Annotated in this window: 15 protein-coding genes and 2 pseudogenes; 10 read left to right on the forward strand and 7 right to left on the reverse strand. The window is 58.7% G+C overall.

The genetic code is table 11. The annotated features are described in order from the left end of the window. Window positions 1-3: 3 nt before the first annotated feature. The 3 genes from BV911_RS05010 to BV911_RS05020 form a co-directional block, all read right to left on the reverse strand. Window positions 4-1,308, reverse strand: coding sequence for a TRAP transporter large permease (locus BV911_RS05010; RefSeq protein WP_086052490.1), 1,305 nt, complete (start codon window positions 1,306-1,308; stop codon window positions 4-6). Then, window positions 1,295-1,789, reverse strand: a complete 495-nt coding sequence (locus tag BV911_RS05015) for a TRAP transporter small permease (protein WP_086052491.1) — start codon at window positions 1,787-1,789, stop codon at window positions 1,295-1,297. Before BV911_RS05015 ends, BV911_RS05010 begins: the two co-directional genes overlap by 14 nt. 83 nt (window positions 1,790-1,872) lie before the next feature. Continuing rightward, the gene (locus BV911_RS05020) at window positions 1,873-2,853 is read right to left on the reverse strand and encodes a TRAP transporter substrate-binding protein (protein WP_205963795.1); all 981 of its coding nucleotides are present in this window, start codon (window positions 2,851-2,853) and stop codon (window positions 1,873-1,875) included. A gap of 232 nt (window positions 2,854-3,085) precedes the next feature. Here BV911_RS05020 and BV911_RS05025 point away from each other — a divergent pair, with 232 nt between their 5' ends. The 7 genes from BV911_RS05025 (at window position 3,086) to BV911_RS05055 (ending at window position 10,318) form a co-directional block, all read left to right on the forward strand. Beyond that, the gene (locus BV911_RS05025) at window positions 3,086-3,754 is read left to right on the forward strand and encodes a hemolysin III family protein (protein ID WP_086052492.1); all 669 of its coding nucleotides are present in this window, start codon (window positions 3,086-3,088) and stop codon (window positions 3,752-3,754) included. Window positions 3,755-4,009: 255 nt separating this feature from the next. Continuing rightward, complete coding sequence (locus BV911_RS05030) at window positions 4,010-5,110, forward strand: ABC transporter substrate-binding protein (RefSeq protein ID WP_086052493.1); 1,101 nt, start codon at window positions 4,010-4,012, stop codon at window positions 5,108-5,110. A gap of 75 nt (window positions 5,111-5,185) precedes the next feature. Continuing rightward, entirely contained in the window at window positions 5,186-6,061 is an 876-nt protein-coding gene (locus BV911_RS05035) for an ABC transporter permease subunit (RefSeq protein ID WP_086052494.1), read from the forward strand. Beyond that, entirely contained in the window at window positions 6,058-6,846 is a 789-nt protein-coding gene (locus tag BV911_RS05040) for an ABC transporter permease (protein WP_086052495.1), read from the forward strand. Before BV911_RS05035 ends, BV911_RS05040 begins: the two co-directional genes overlap by 4 nt. Then, window positions 6,846-7,928, forward strand: coding sequence for an ABC transporter ATP-binding protein (locus BV911_RS05045; RefSeq protein WP_086052496.1), 1,083 nt, complete (start codon window positions 6,846-6,848; stop codon window positions 7,926-7,928). Before BV911_RS05040 ends, BV911_RS05045 begins: the two co-directional genes overlap by 1 nt. 177 nt (window positions 7,929-8,105) lie before the next feature. Beyond that, window positions 8,106-9,164, forward strand: a complete 1,059-nt coding sequence (locus BV911_RS05050; RefSeq protein ID WP_086052497.1) for a sugar phosphate isomerase/epimerase — start codon at window positions 8,106-8,108, stop codon at window positions 9,162-9,164. Next, window positions 9,161-10,318: a Gfo/Idh/MocA family protein gene (locus tag BV911_RS05055; RefSeq protein ID WP_086052498.1), complete on the forward strand. Its 1,158-nt coding sequence runs from the start codon at window positions 9,161-9,163 to the stop codon at window positions 10,316-10,318. The genes BV911_RS05050 and BV911_RS05055 overlap by 4 nt, the downstream gene beginning before the upstream one ends. 114 nt (window positions 10,319-10,432) lie before the next feature. On the opposite strand, the gene BV911_RS05060 is transcribed toward BV911_RS05055, so the two are convergent. After that, a complete protein-coding gene (locus BV911_RS05060; RefSeq protein WP_086052499.1) occupies window positions 10,433-11,446 on the reverse strand; it encodes an LLM class flavin-dependent oxidoreductase in 1,014 nt (337 codons plus the stop codon). Between the two features lie 264 nt (window positions 11,447-11,710). On the opposite strand from BV911_RS05060, the gene BV911_RS05065 reads away from it, so the two are divergent. Continuing rightward, window positions 11,711-12,058 carry a RidA family protein gene (locus BV911_RS05065; RefSeq protein ID WP_086052500.1) on the forward strand — a complete coding sequence of 116 codons (348 nt, stop codon included), beginning with the start codon at window positions 11,711-11,713 and terminating at the stop codon, window positions 12,056-12,058. 357 nt (window positions 12,059-12,415) lie between these two features. Here BV911_RS05065 and BV911_RS05070 read toward each other — a convergent pair whose 3' ends face one another. Both BV911_RS05070 and BV911_RS19540 read right to left on the reverse strand, forming a co-directional pair. After that, window positions 12,416-12,748 (reverse strand): DDE-type integrase/transposase/recombinase, encoded by a 333-nt coding sequence (locus BV911_RS05070; protein WP_139840033.1) that lies wholly within the window; start codon window positions 12,746-12,748, stop codon window positions 12,416-12,418. Window positions 12,749-12,857: 109 nt separating this feature from the next. Next, on the reverse strand, window positions 12,858-13,067 hold the full coding sequence (locus BV911_RS19540; RefSeq protein ID WP_168183981.1) for a hypothetical protein: 210 nt from the start codon (window positions 13,065-13,067) through the stop codon (window positions 12,858-12,860). A 488-nt stretch (window positions 13,068-13,555) separates the two neighbouring features. Between BV911_RS19540 and BV911_RS20345 the strand changes: the two are divergent. Further along, window positions 13,556-13,813, forward strand: a pseudogene (locus BV911_RS20345) (transposase family protein); the annotation flags it as partial. Between the two features lie 315 nt (window positions 13,814-14,128). Here BV911_RS20345 and BV911_RS05085 read toward each other — a convergent pair. Beyond that, the gene (locus tag BV911_RS05085) at window positions 14,129-14,731 is read right to left on the reverse strand and encodes a class I SAM-dependent methyltransferase (protein ID WP_086052517.1); all 603 of its coding nucleotides are present in this window, start codon (window positions 14,729-14,731) and stop codon (window positions 14,129-14,131) included. Window positions 14,732-14,980: 249 nt separating this feature from the next. Between BV911_RS05085 and BV911_RS19950 the strand changes: the two are divergent. Further along, a pseudogene (locus BV911_RS19950) lies at window positions 14,981-15,109 on the forward strand (IS3 family transposase); the annotation flags it as partial. Between the last annotated feature and the right edge of the window lie 500 nt (window positions 15,110-15,609).

Below are 15,609 nucleotides of genomic sequence, written 5' to 3' on the forward strand. Positions count from 1 at the left end.
GAGTTACTGCACAAATTTCGGCATGATCCAGCGCGGCAGGGCCAAGATGGCATCTGGCACAAGAATGATGAACATCAAGACCGCGATCATTGGCAGCAAGATCACGATTACATCACGCATCGCGTCCACCAGACGTATTTTGCCGATGGAGGCCGCAATCAGCAGACACAATCCATAGGGCGGCGTCACAAGCCCAAAAGCCAAGGACATCACGCCGATAATCGCAAAGTGAATCGGATGCATCCCGACATGAACCGTCACCGGATACAGCACCGTCCCCAGAATGATGATCGCTGGAATTGCGTCGATGAACATGCCGATCAACAAGAATGCCAAGGCACACATGATGCCGGTGCCGGTGATGCCCAGTCCCAACGCTTCGATCTGGGCCACCAAGGCTGCCGGGATCTTGAAATAGGCCAGACACCAGCCAAAGGCCGAGGCCGTCCCGATGCAGAACAAGGTGATCGCGGAAAACCGGGCGCTGTCATACAAAATGCCCGGAAGCGCGCGCAATGTGACACTGCGATAGACCACGACCCCCAGAATGAGCGAGTATAGCACCGCAACCACCGAGGCTTCGGTCGGGGTGAAGAACCCCCCGACAATACCGCCGACGATGATCAAAGGCGTCATCAACGCCAGCGATGCCGACAGTGTCGCGGTCAGCAGGCCAATCAATGTCGAGCGCACATGCACCGGATAACCCCGGCGTTTGGCATAGATATAGACCGTCAGCATCTGAGAACCGGCGATCAGAACCCCCGGCAGGATCCCTGCAAGAAACAGCCCGCCGATGGAAACGGACATCAACCCGCCCCAGACGACCATCAGGATCGACGGCGGAATGATCACACCCATCACACTGGAACAGGCCGTGATCGCCACCGCGAACGAACTGTCATAGCCTTCTTTTTTCATCTGCGGGATCAGCAAGGAACCGATCCCGGCAGCGTCCGCTGTTGAACTGCCCGAGATTCCGGCAAACAGCATCGACACCATCACGTTCACATGGCCAAGACCGCCGGGTAAATGGCCGACCATAGCCCGCGCCAGCCGGATCAACCGGTCGGTGATCCCCGCGCCATTCATCAAATTGGCGGCCAACAGGAAAAACGGCACCGCCAACAACACGAACGAATTGTAGCTTTTGAACATCTCTCGCATCAGCAACACTGGCGTCAGCCGTGGATCAATGAAAAATACCGGCACCACGGCCAGTCCCAGCGCGAATGCAACCGGCACACGCAACACAACAAGCAGCGCGAATGTCCCGAACAGGATCGCAGCAACCTCACCTGGCCCCATGAGGCGCTCCTTTGCGATAGTCATTAATGTCGTTGTAAGCCCGCTCAGCCGTAAACAGGACCCATGTTGCCCCGGCGATCGGCCATGCGATGTAGATCGAGAGCATGGGCAACCCGGAAATTTCGGAACGCTGGCGGGAGCCGAGAATCCCAAAATCATAGCCCCAGATCAAGAACGACACCGCCATCAGCAGGATCGCGGCATGCACGATCAGTTTGCCGATCAACTCCACCAAGGGATTAGGGCTGTGGGGCAGCAGATCCACATCGAAATGGGTGCCGTCGCGCACAGCGATCATGGCGCCGATCATGATGATCCACACAAAGCAGAACCGGGCGATTTCCTCAGTCCAGATATAGCGCGGGATCACGCCAGTATAACGGCTGAGGATCTGCATCGATACCGGCACGATTAAAGCGGTGATCAACAGCGTTAATAATAGTTTCAGAAGGCGATAATAGCCTTCGATCAGCACACGCATGGTGGCTCTCGTTTTAAGGTCAGGACAGGGTTCGCGGGGGGGTGTGGCTTGCGGGGCACCCGCCCCGCAAGCCACACGCGGAATTACTGAACCGCTTCGATCGATTTCAGAACTTCCGACGCACCAAGGCTTTCCGCATAGGACGCCTTGACTGGTGCCGCCAGTTCCAGAAGCTTGTCGCGTTCAGTGAACACGTAGGTCGTCAGCAACCCGTCCTTTTCCATAGCTTGCAACTTGGCGCTGTCTTGGCCGCTTTCCAATTCGCGGCCCAGCTTTCCGGCGGCCTTTCCGGCCTCAAGAACGCAGGCCTGCTCTTCCGGCGACAGCCGTTCATATGTGGCGTTCGAGAAGGCAATCGGACGCACAGTAATGGCGTGCTGGGTCAGCGAAATATCCGGTCCGACCTCATAGAACTTCATCTGCTCGATACCCGAGGCTTCGTTTTCAGCACCATCAATAACCCCGGTCTGAATGGCGTTATAGACCTCGTCATAGGCAATTACCGACGGGGCCGCGCCGATCGCTTCGAAGATCTGGGTCTGAATTGGGGCCCCCATCACGCGCATGGGCAGACCCGACAATTCTTCCATATTGGTAATCGGTCGGTTGACGATCAACTGCCGGGTGCCGCCGCCAGCATAGCCGATCAGCCGAACATTGGCCTTTGCCAGCACGTCATCCGCCAGCGGGGACAGCGCATCCTGATCCATCACCGCGTTCCAGTGATCCAAATCACGGAACAAAAACGGCATATCCATCAGCGGCGCCATTTGGCTGAAGGTCGACATATGCGAAGGACTGACGATGGCGTAATCCACCGCAATCCCTTGGCTCATATTCTCGAAATAGTCCTTTTCCAGACCCAGTTCAGAATTCAGGTGAAGCTCAAACGTCAGTGATCCACCCGAACATTCACCCGCGACACGTTCAAATTCACGCAACGCTTTGCCATAGGAATGGTTGTCGTCAAACTGAACAGCGCCGACCAGTTCGGTTGCATAGATCGGTGTCGCCATGACAGCCGATATGGCGCCGCCGAGCAACGCTTTCTTCAGAGTATTCATGTGTCCTCCCAGACTACAAGTAAGCTGCGATCGTCCCGTCGCTTGGTTTGAACTTGTATGGCAGATTTAGCGCGTCTGCGACGTTGTGTCCACTCCCTTTCAAGGGGGGCCAGATGTCTGCCCGCAGGTCCAACGCTGCGCTGGCGGGGCATCAGGTCCTGCCAATAAAATTTTGTTCGGCCTGCCGCAAAACCGAGATTGCCGCGTTAACAAATCCCGATAAGATCAGGAGATGACATCATCGCGGTCTGACCTTTCTCAATATAGCCGGGCTGAACTGAGGTCCGATGCGGTCGTTCACATCGTCGGGCTGGTGGCTGCGCTGATCTCGGCGCCGGTACTGATTGCACTGTCGGCGGTCTGGCGCGGCGACACCCCCGCCATTCTGGGGGTCACGATCTATGGTTTGACCTTGGTCGCCATGATCCTTTGCTCGGCTCTTTATAACATGGTGCACCGTCAATCTTGGCAAAAATGGCTACGGCGTCTGGATCATTCGGCAATCTATCTCAAGATCGCCGGCACGTTCACTCCGCTGGCCCTTCTCAGCGGCGCGCCGGTCGCGCTTCTGCTCAGCAGCCTATGGGCCTCGGCCTTCGCTGGATGCGGTTTACGTATCTTTGCACCGAACCGGTTTCGCTGGCTCGCCCTGACGCTGTATCTGGCCATGGGCTGGGCCGGAGTCTTTGGTGGCTGGGGCCTGATTTCTCAGTTTTCCGGGCCGGTGAAGGCGCTTATCCTGACCGGAGGCGGCCTATACACAGTGGGCATGGGCTTTTACCTTTGGGAACGATTGCCGTTTCACAATACCATTTGGCACGTGTTCGTTTTGGTCGCCACCGTGACCTTTTACGCCGCCATCACGATCCATCTTGCGGACACCGCGCAGATACTGACATAGCGCTCCGCCACGTTGTCGACGCGTTTGCCTCGCACGTCCCAACACGATCGCCTGAATTTCCCGGTGTGATAGTTGGTTGAAGTGTCTGTTTTGATGAATTATTCAACAACCAGCGCATTTATTCCTTGCTATTGGATCGCAAGCACAGTCCCATCCCCGCGTGCTGCCTCGATCAGACGGATCACCGCAATCGCTGCGCTCGCATCATGGCACGGGGAAACTCGGCCGATCCGCTAGAATTAGGAACCGTATCTCATGTCCAGCAGAATGAATTTGATGATTTCGGCAAGCGTCGCGACCCTCGTTGCGTCGACAGCCTCGGCCCAGACGATGGAAGACCTTGTGGCTGCCGCCACCGAAGAAGGCATGTTGACGACAATCGCCTTGCCTCATGATTGGTGCGGCTACGGCGCAGTTATTGACGGCTTCAAGGCCAAATATCCCGGCATCAAGGTCAACGAATTGAACCCCGACGCCGGCAGCGCCGACGAACTGGAAGCCATCCGCGCCAACAAGGACAATACCGGCCCGCAAGCGCCGGATGTGATTGACGTCGGATTTGCCTTCGGTCCCGCGGCGAAAGAAGAAGGCCTGTTGCAGCCTTACAAAGTGTCCACTTGGGACACCATTCCAGAGACGGTTAAGGATCCGGACGGCTTTTGGTACGGCGATTATTACGGCGTGCTGTCGTTTGCAGTGAACCGGGATATCATTGACGAACTGCCGCTCGACTGGTCGGATCTTTTGAAGCCGGAATATGCGGCCTCTGTGGCATTGGCCGGGGATCCTCGCGCCTCTAATCAAGCCATTCTGGGCGTGATGGCAGCAGGGATTTCCGAAGGCGGCGCCCCGGGGGATGCGTCCGGCACGGCGGGGCTGGATTTCTTCGCCAAACTGAACGCTGCGGGGAATTTCGTGCCCGTCATTGGCAAAACCGGGACTTTGGCCCAAGGCGCGACGCCGATTGTGATCGAGTGGGATTACAACGCATTGGCGGGTCGTGACACGCTGAACGGTAATCCGCCGGTCGCTGTGGTGGTTCCTGCGTCCGGCGTGGTGGCCGGTGTCTATGTGCAGGCCATCTCGGCCTATGCGCCGCATCCCAACGCTGCCAAGCTGTGGATGGAGTATCTCTATTCCGACGAAGGTCAAACGTTGTGGTTGCAAGGCTACTGCCATCCGATCCGGTTCAACGACATGGCCGAGCGCGATGTGATCCCGCAAGAGTTGCTGGACGCGCTGCCGCCCGCGGCGGCCTATGCCAACGCCTATTTTCCGACGCTTGAAGAGCAAAGCGCAAGCAAAGACGTGGTGACCGGTGGCTGGGACAGCGTGGTCGGCGCAAGCGTTCAATAAACGGACCAACCAGTTGCGTCCCGCATGAGTGTCGGGGCGCAACATCCTGACACGACTTAATTATGGACGAAACGTATGGCTGCAAACGGCCCGGCCACGCCCCGGACACCCCTTCCGCTGCATTGGCTTGGCATCGTGCCATTCGCGTTGTTTGCTCTGCTGTTTTTGATTGGTCCGGCCTTGTATATCGTGACCGGCGCCTTCCGAACGCCGGATGGTGGGTTCACCCTTGCGAATATCCGTGGCCTGTTCACCCCCTCCATTCTTGCCTCGTATTGGATCTCGATCCGTATTTCTGTCGCCTCGGCCCTGCTGGGCTGTGTGATCGGGTTTTCGATCGCAGCGGCCGTCACCTTGGGCAATCTGCCCAAAGGTCTGCGTGGCCCGCTCATGACCTTTTCCGGCGTGGCGTCCAACTTCGCCGGGGTGCCCCTAGCCTTTGCCTTTCTGGCAACGCTGGGGCGGTTGGGGTTGGTCACCGTGACGCTGAAATCTTGGTTTGGCATCAACATCTATGCCATGGGGTTTAACCTGCTCAGCTTTTCGGGGCTTACGCTGGTCTATCTGTTTTTCCAGATCCCATTGATGGTCTTGATTATCACCCCGGCGCTGGACGGTTTGAAAAAAGAATGGAAAGAGGCCGCCACAATTCTGGGCGCAAGCGGCTTCCAATACTGGCGCATGGTGGCCTTTCCGATCCTCTTTCCAGCGATCCTTGGCACCTTCGCCCTTCTGTTCGCCAACGCGTTCGGCGCCGTCGCAACGGCCTATGCGCTGACCGGCTCGTCCCTGTCGATTGTGCCGATTGTGCTGTTTGCGCAAATCCGCGGCGACGTGCTGCAAGACCCGCACCTTGGCTACGCGCTTGCCTTTGGGATGATCGTGGTGACAGGGATCGCGAATGGCCTCTATGTCTGGTTACGGGCCCGGTCTGAGCGGTGGACGCGATGAAAGTGAACCGCTTCTGGTCTTGGCTTGCCATCGCGGTCGGCGTGATCTACTTCGCGCTGCCCTTGCTCGGTACCATCGAATTTTCGCTGCGGATGCGGCGCGGTGAGTATTCCCTCGATGCCTATCGCGCGGTGCTGGCGGACCCCCGGTTTCATGAAACCTTTGGCTATTCGGTCATCATGGCAATTTGTACCATCGTTTTTGGCGTGCTTTTGGTGGTGCCGACGGCTTACTGGGTGCGCCTAAAGATGCCGCGTCTGCGCCCGTTGCTGGAATTCATCACCCTATTGCCATTGGTGATCCCGCCCATCGTCATCGTGTTCGGCTATATCCGGATGTACAACACGTCATCGTTGTTGCCGTTAACGGGTTCGGCCATGGGCACCAATCTGCTGCTGATGTTCGGCTATGCGACGTTGTCGCTGCCTTATATGTATCGGGCAGTCGATACCGGACTGCGGGCCATTGACGTGCGCAGCCTGACCGAAGCGGCGCAATCTTTGGGCGCAGGCTGGGTGCTTATTCTGGCCCGGGTCATTCTGCCCAATGTCCTGATCGCGGTTCTGTCGGGGGCATTTTTGACCTTCGCCATCGTGATCGGCGAATTCGTTCTGGCCGCGTTGCTGAACCGGCCGGCATTTGGCCCCTACTTGCAGCTAATCGGCGCCAACCGTGCCTATGAGCCGGCCGCGCTTGCGGTGATCTCATTCGCCATCACCTGGGCGTGCATGGGTCTCATTCAACTGGTCACCCAGTTCTCCAAACATACGAAAGCACCGCGCTGATGGGTTTTCTCGACATTGAGCATCTCGAAAAGTTCTATGGGACAAACCAAGTCGTGAAGGACTTTAATCTTAGCATCGAGAAAGGCGAGTTTATTTCCTTCCTTGGGCCGTCGGGTTGCGGCAAGACCACCACCCTGCGCATGGTTGCCGGCTTTGAAACGCCCACCAGTGGGCGCATCCGCATCAACGGCAAGGACGTGGTTGATCAGCGCCCGAACCAGCGCAATATCGGCATGGTGTTCCAAAGCTATGCCCTATTCCCCAATCTGACAGTCGCACAGAATGTAGCTTTCGGCTTGCGCGTCGCCCGTGCGCCCAAGGCTAAAATTCGCGGTCGGGTCGCTGAAATGCTGGCGATTGTCGGCCTCTCCGAATTCGGTGCGCGCTTTCCGTTTCAATTGTCCGGCGGGCAGCAGCAGCGCGTTGCGCTGGCCCGCGCCTTGGCGGTGCAACCCCAGGTCTTGTTGCTGGACGAACCCCTGTCAGCCCTTGATGCGAAAATCAGAGTGTCCCTGAGGTCCGAGATCCGAGACATTCAAAAAACCCTCGGCATCACCACCATCTATGTGACCCATGATCAGGAAGAAGCCCTGTCGATGTCTGACCGGATCGTCGTGATGCACCAAGGTGTGGCCGATCAGGTCGGCACCCCGTTTGAGATATATAACACGCCCAAGACCCGGTTCGTCGCGTCATTCGTCGGCACTTTGAACCAGATCGTTGCGACCATCCAAGATCCCAGCACCGGCACCCTTCAAATCGGCGCGGACTCTGTCACCCTTGGACGCCCGTTGGCCGCCAAGACCGGCACCGAGGTTGGATTGGCGATCCGCCCCGAAGCCCTGTCACTTCGGCCTCAGAGCGACGGAGCGCTATCTCTGCCCGGTCGCATCGTCGCCGTCGACTTCCTTGGCTCGGTGGTGCGGGTCAAGGTCGATACCGGGTCAGGCGTGATGTCGCTTGATATGTTCAACCGCCCCACTGCGCCGCCCCCCGTGCCGGGAGAGCAGGTCGCCCTGTCTGTCGCGGCCGAAGATGTCATCGTCCTATCGGATGGAACTGCTGTGGGCCAAAGCAGGTAAGCAGGCGCGGCGTTTGTCCGGCCCCCGTCTCTGGGATAACCAACCCCCGGCACCGCGATGCCAGCAACATCATGCAGGTTCAGGGATTTCAGTTGTTCACGGCCGCGGTCTCTGAAAGGCTTGCGCCCAGACCACTATCGTTGTGACCCGCCTTGGAGCAGGCGGGAAGGAGGGGACATGAAGACCATTAAAGGACCGGCTTTGTTTCTGGCGCAGTTTGCCAGCGACACGGCCCCATTCAACAGCTGGCCTGCAATTACCGCATGGGCAGCCGATTGCGGGTATGCAGGCGTGCAAGTGCCAAGCTGGGACAACCGCCTCATCGACCTTGATCTGGCGGCTGACAGCAAGGGCTATTGCGACGACTGGGCCGGACAGGCACAGGCCAATGGCATTGTTGTAACGGAACTGTCCTGCCATTTGCAGGGCCAGTTGGTTGCGGTCCATCCGGCTTATGACACCGCCTTCGACGGGTTTTCCGCGCCATCGGTGCGCGGCAACCCCGCAGCGCGGCAAGCATGGGCCGTGGCGCAGGTCGAAAAGACGATCCGCGCCTCGCACAACCTTGGGCTGACCGCGGTTGCGACCTTCTCGGGCGCGCTGGCATGGCCCTATATCTATCCGTGGCCACAGCGTCCCGCAGGGTTGGTCGAGGCGGCCTTTGATGAATTGGCCAAGCGCTGGCGCCCCCTGCTGGATCTGGCCGATGAGAACGGGGTGGATTTGTGTTATGAGATTCATCCCGGTGAAGACCTGCATGACGGGGTCAGTTTTGAAATGTTTCTGGATCGTGTCGCCCAGCACCCCCGTGCGAAAATGCTGTACGATCCCAGTCACTATGTCCTGCAATGTCTGGATTATCTTGATAACCTTGATATTTACGCGGATCGGATCGGCATGTTCCACGTCAAAGATGCCGAGTTTAACCCAACCGGACGGCAGGGCGTGTATGGCGGCTTTCAGTCATGGGTAAATCGCGCCGGACGTTTCCGCAGCCTTGGGGATGGGCAAGTGGACTTCGGCGCGATCTTCTCAAAGCTGGCGGCAATGGATTTCGACGGCTGGGCGGTTGTGGAATGGGAATGCGCCCTGAAGCATCCTGAAGATGGGGCGCGTGAGGGGGCGGCGTTTGTCCGCGATCACATCATCCGGGTCACGCCCCACGCTTTTGATGACTTTGCCGCCGGCGGCACCGACGACGCAGCCAACCGGGCGATGCTGGGGCTGGACCGATGAGCCGGTTCGCCGACCGGCAAGGGCCGATCCGTCTGGGGATGGTGGGCGGTGGTCAAGGTGCCTTGATCGGCGGGGTCCACCGCATCGCCGCGCGCCTAGACGGCGCGTTCGATCTGGTCGCCGGTGCGTTGTCCTCGACGGCGGACAAGGCCAAAGCATCAGGGCTTGAAATCGGGCTGTCCGAAGACCGCATCTATCATGATTTTACCGAGATGGCCGAGCGCGAGTCCCGCCGTGCGGACGGGATCGAAGCGGTGGCGATTGTCACCCCAAATCACCTGCATTTGCCGGTGGCGCGCGCGTTTCTGGAACGGGGAATTCATGTCATCTGTGACAAACCGCTGACCGGGACGATGGCGGATGCCACGGCCTTGAAGGCGGCCGCCGACGCCGCAGATGCGGTCTTCATCCTGACCCATAATTACACCGGCTATCCGCTGGTGCGCGAGGCCAAAGCCCGGGTGGACAGCGGCGCCTTGGGCGAGATCCGTCTGGTACAAGTGGAATATGCACAAGACTGGCTGGCCGAAGACCCGAGCCCAGACAACAAACAGGCCGCGTGGCGCACCGACCCCGCCCTCAGCGGCATCGGCGGCGCGATCGGCGACATCGGCACCCACGCATGGAACATCGCCCGCTTCGTCAGCGGCTTGCAGCCCGAGGCGCTGTCTGCGGATCTACAGAGCTTTGTTTCCGGCCGGCGTCTGGATGACAATGCCCACGTGCTGCTGCGGTTTGCTGGCGGCGCGCGCGGCATGCTCTGGTGCAGTCAGGTGGCGGCCGGGGCCGAAAATGGCCTGCGGCTTCGGGTCTATGGCACCAAGGCCGGGCTGGACTGGCAGCAGGAAAACCCGAATGTTCTGAAGGTCACCCCCTTGGGGGGGCCGACCACGCTGATCACCCGGGCGTCGAAGTCAACCGGAGAGGCGGCGCAGCGCCTGTCCCGCATTCCCCCCGGCCACCCCGAAGGGTTTTTCGAAGCCTTCGCCAATATCTATGGCGAGGCGGCCTTGGCCATTCGCGCCCACCGCACCGGCGACGCCCTGCCGCCGCATGTCACGTTCCCCACTTTGGCGGATGGCATGGAAGGGGTGGCGTTTATCGCCGCCTGCGTCGCGTCCTCCACCGCCAATGGACAGTGGACCGCACTCTGACGGCAGCCCTTGATGGGGCAAAGTTTTGCCGCCGTTTCGCACGTTTTTAGGCGCGGAACGGCGGCAATCCACATATTTTTGCGCGCGGGTTGCGAAGACTGCTGTAGTCGGCCCTCAGGGGCTGGTCGCAGATGCCGACTGCCGCATTCCAGTCAGAACCTGCGCCACGATCTCGAAGGATCGGACCCGCGCCGCGTGGTCGTGGATCATCCCGGTCACGATCAATTCGTCCGGCCGATACCGGGCAAGGATATCCGCAAGTTGCCGCGAGACCGTCTCTGGGCTGCCCGTCGCAGAACAGGACAGGGCCTGATCGACTTGCGCCAAAATAGGCGCAGGAAATTCGGCTTCTGGATGGTCGGTCGGCAGCGGCAACTTCCCGGGACGGCCACTTCGCAGGCGGGCAAACGCCAAAATCTGGGACGATCGTAAAAATTTGGCCTCGGCATCGGTATCGGCGGCGCAGACGCCCGCCGCGACCATGACATAGGGCCGCTTCAATGTGGCGGATGGCCGAAAGCTGCTCCGATAAACCTCCAGCGCCTGCTCCAGCATCGCCGGGGCGAAGTGCGAGGCGAAGGCATAGGGCAGTCCCAAATAGGCCGCCAGTTGCGCCCCATAAAGGCTGGAGCCAAGTATCCAGACCGGAACGTTCGTGCCCGTTCCCGGAATCGCCCGTACCGGCGCGGTATCGGGCATATCGCCCAAGTATTCGATCAGTTCCTGAACGTCCTGAGGAAAGCTGTCCTCTGGGGCCATGTGACGGCGCAGAGCCCGCGCGGTAGCCATGTCAGTGCCCGGTGCCCGCCCCAGTCCGAGATCAATCCGACCGGGAAACAACGTTGCGAGGGTGCCGAACTGTTCCGCAACCATCAAGGGCGCGTGGTTCGGCAGCATGATCCCACCTGCCCCGATCCGCATGGTCTGTGTCGCCGCGGCGATCTGGCCGATCACAACCGCCGTTGCCGCGCTGGCGATCCCCGGCATGTTGTGGTGCTCCGCCAGCCAATAGCGGTGGTAACCGGCGGCTTCGGCCGCGCGGGCAAGCGCAACCGAATTGGCCAGCGCATCCGCGACGGTTTGGCCTTCTGGGACGGGCGAAAGATCGAGAAGAGAAAACTGTTCCATGACTGGTATTGAGCGCGCGCAAGGCACACTGTCAACGGCTCACGCTGGGGCAAACCGCATCGCAGAAGCCCGAACCGCCGTCGTCTTTTGCAAACGCGGCACTGCGAACCATGAAGTAGGGCTTGTCAGGTTTTAGGTCGGCCCGTATTCCCTGCGAGCACGCAGCCTCACGACCTGCCGGATCGCGCACGGCGACGCTCTGCGCAGGTTCTCTTCTAAATGGGCCAGCCTTGGCCTTGGATACTTCACTGAAGGATGAACAGAATGAGCACGATCAAACGCCTGCACCCTGGCCCCCGCATGAGCCAAGCCGTTGTTTATAATGGGACAGTTTGGCTGGCAGGTCAGGTGGGAACACCGGGAGACGACGTTGCCGCCCAGACCAAAGAGATCCTCGCAAACGTCGACAAACTTCTTGAAGAAGTCGGGTCAGACAAGTCGAAGATCCTGCAAGCCACGATCTGGATGGCTTCGATGGCCGATTTCGCGACGATGAACGGCGTGTGGGATACATGGGTCGATCCCGCCAATCCTCCGGCACGGGCCACCGGCGAATCCGCATTGGCAACGCCAGATCACAAGGTCGAGATCATCATCGTCGCTGCGGTCTGATCCAGCACCGGACCGCTGCGTCCCACACCACTTCAGAGTGATGGGAACGACCATTCCAGTTGGATGCTGGAGGCAACCTTCCGGCATCCAGTGGGCAATGGGCAATGGGCAATTCACACCTCAAGGGTCAGGTTTGCAACATTTGTAACCGCCCCAAGCGCAAGTAGGGATTTTGAAGCATTTTCTGACGTGTTGTCGGGTGCGGACATAACTCCAGCCTCATGATGCGTCCTCACAGATACCGCGGGCCCGTCTGGTGTTCGTGGGTCAGGCATCACATCAACGCCGCCTGCTCGGTGGCACTTCGTTTGTTTGGACTGACCGCCTTAGGCGGTCAGTCCAAGCAAACGACGAGAACTACAATCCTTGATCGCTGGTCATAATGCACGGCGGTCCGAACCGATAGATTGCTGCGTTCAGCGCCTCGACGCAGAAGTCCGCGTCCAGCGTGTTCGAGATCCGCCACGACAGAACCATCGGGGTATGCCAGTCCATGATCGCCATCAGATAGAGGAATCCGCGGCGCATCGGCAGATAGGTGATGTCCACGCACCAGAGTTGATTTGGCTTGCCCACCCGCAGCCCACGCAAGAGGTGGGGATAGGGCTTATGTCCCTTCGCTGGATTGCTGGGGTTCGACTTCTGATAGATCGGCATCAACCCCATCAGGTGCATTAGCGCGCGGTTCAACTCCACCTTACCCTGCAGCTAGAATAGAACGACGATCGCGGGATCGACAGCAGCGCTTACTGCTGACCGACCGACAGGTCAGGATGGTCGCGCTCAACCATGCTGCGCCTCACGTCCCGCCCCACAGTATTAGCTTTCTTTCCGAAAAAGAGTTGGCTACCGCCAATTCCCCGATCTTGGCATGCAGGTCCCTGACTTGGCCTTCATCGATGGCCGGCGTCTTGCGGCCGCCGCGTTCAAAGACACCAGACGCGCCGTCGAGCAGCGCACGTGTCCAATGGTTGATTATCGTCGGATGCACGCCGAACCGACTCGCCATCTCCGGAAATGGTCTCCTCCCATTTCAACGCTTCAGGCGCCACCTTCGCCTTGAACTCAGGGGCGTGTTGCTTTCGTTTCGGCATCTTCGATCTCCTCAATGGTGAAGATCAGCAGACAGCAAATCAGAGCATACGTCAGTGTCCAGCTTTCGGCCCCCCCCTCAGGTGAGGATTTGTTGCTTATAAGGTTGCTTATAAGAATGCGACAATGGGACTTAGAAAAGTTGGTCCGTTCACTGCCGGATGCTTAGCGCTGGATCGCAAAATGAGCATCGATTGGGGCGTGTCGAACCGCGGGGCGCCGACCAGGCTACCGTCGCGGGCATGTGCGGCCACGCCGCGAACGATGAGGGATCAACATGAAGAATACGAGACTAATTCACAATGAGTTAGGCCTGCAACGGCGCAGCAAGCACCCGAAGCGTCGGATCAAGGCGACGCTGCGGGAAGGCCGGCAGGAGGCCGTTGAACCGAACGTGTTTGGGCGATAGATTTCGTCCACGACCAGCTTGCAAAGGGCAACAAACTGCAAATCCTGACGATGGTCGACACGCATTCTCGCTTCTGCCCGGCGGTCGATCCGCAATTTTCTTATGCCGACGAGGACGTTGTTCAAACTCTGGAATGGGTCTGCGCCCGCACCGGCTATCCCAAGACGATAAGAGGCGACAACGGCAGCGAATTTATCGCGCGCCACCTCGACCTTTGGACCCATGCCGACCACGTTACTCTGGACTTCCCAAGCCCCAGCAAGCCCACGGAGAACGGCTTTTTCGAGGCGTATACCAGCAATTTCCGGTCAAAATGCCTGAACGATCATTGGTTCATCGGCCTGCGGAAACCCACCAAAAGCTGGAGGATTGGCGGCGAAACAATACCGAAGACCGCCCCTACCGCGCGATCGGACATAACGTCCCGATCAACACACATTATCCCGAAGGAGCCTCCAGCCCGCCATCGTGAAAGAGCTGGAAAACTCCAGATTACGGCGGTCCAGGGTTGGGCTGCAGCGCAAACCGTAAAGGACGCGCGGCGTTGCCACCAGAGAGCGGGCAGCTTCTCAACCAATCATAAACACATCATATCGTGTAGTTTTGCCACGGATCTGATGTGTGCATTTCTGAACGCCTTCAATCGGATCAGCCTTGGCAGGCCACTTAAGCACCACCCGCTTGCGCGCATGTTTGATCGCCAACCGTACCAGATCACCGGCGTCCTCATCGCTGCCGACGATGTCACGGACTTGACGCAAGTCCTGCTTCACCAGCGCCGAATTCTTCCGTTCGGGATGCATTGGATCAACCAAAATTGCTTCGCCAGACAGTTCAGGGATCAAATCCTTGGCGTCCCCCTTCAAAAGGGTCATGCGGCCAATGATCTCGCGAAACTGGCCTCCCTCTCTCTCAGCGCGTTCCATGCCTTGGGCCAACAACCTATGCATTTCCTCCGAGCGCTCAATTAAAGTCACTTGCGCACCTAGAGACGCTAAAAGAAATGCGTCCCGGCCCAGTCCCGCCGTCGCGTCGATAATCGTTGGTGTTTTGCCTGCACGAAGTCCCATTGCCTTCGCTAAGTCTTGCCCACGACCACCACCGAACCGAAGTCGATGCGCCACTGACCCTTCAACAAAATCAACGCGCAACACTGCTGCAACCCGCTTCAAACCCTATTCATCTTCGACCCTAGTTGAGTTCCAACGCCCATGTTTTTCAGACAATACCGCTTTTCTGGCTGTGCCGCAGCCCCAAATATCAACGGATAAACCAAACTCGCCTCGCGCAGGAGGCCTATATTTGTGACCGGCGCAAAAATAGTTTCTTCAGTGGACTGCACCGCGGGGCATTGTAGCAGAACTCAGGCCTGCATGGTGTTGCCTCGGTTTGGATCCGGTCCCTTTCGAGTAATGTTTGCTATGAAGGGGACGAGAAATGGCAACGAGTTTCGCCGTGATGCTGTGCGCATCGCAACCACCAGCGGTCGGACGCGACCGCAGGCTTCATCCGGTTTGGGGGTGGGATTATCAATGCTGATCAAGTGGGTTCAACAGCATCAGCGCGATGATGTGATGTCGAGTCAACAAGCTCGTTATCCGGAGTTTCGCGGCACCGAGACTGGCCCTGTGTGACGGGAACCATGTTGTCACCGTCCAAGACTTTGCGGAAGTGTATCGCGAACGAGATGGATGCTGTGACGATCGCAACGTTTTTCTGGCCAATCGTTTCCATACACTCCGACCTGATCCAGATCCAGAAAATGTCCCACGCGGTCGGAAGAGGTGTATCCGTCCGGTGTCCCCGCTCTGACGGCGTGATGGAGTGCCTGCTAGATGTCCACCATGGATAGTGGACATCTTGAGGTAAGCGATGGCGGGCAAGAAGGGGCAGAAGAAGCGGGTTTGGTCAGACGAAGAGAAGCGGTCAATCTGCATGCAGGCGCGGGTTTCCGGGGTGTCGGTTGCGCAGGTTGCGCGGCGCTACGCGATGAATACCAACCTGATCCATAAATGGCTTCGCGATCCTCGGTTTTCATCAGGGGAGCAGA

The sequence above is a fragment of the Pseudoruegeria sp. SK021 genome (genome assembly GCF_002119405.1).
Lineage (GTDB): Bacteria > Pseudomonadota > Alphaproteobacteria > Rhodobacterales > Rhodobacteraceae > Meridianimarinicoccus.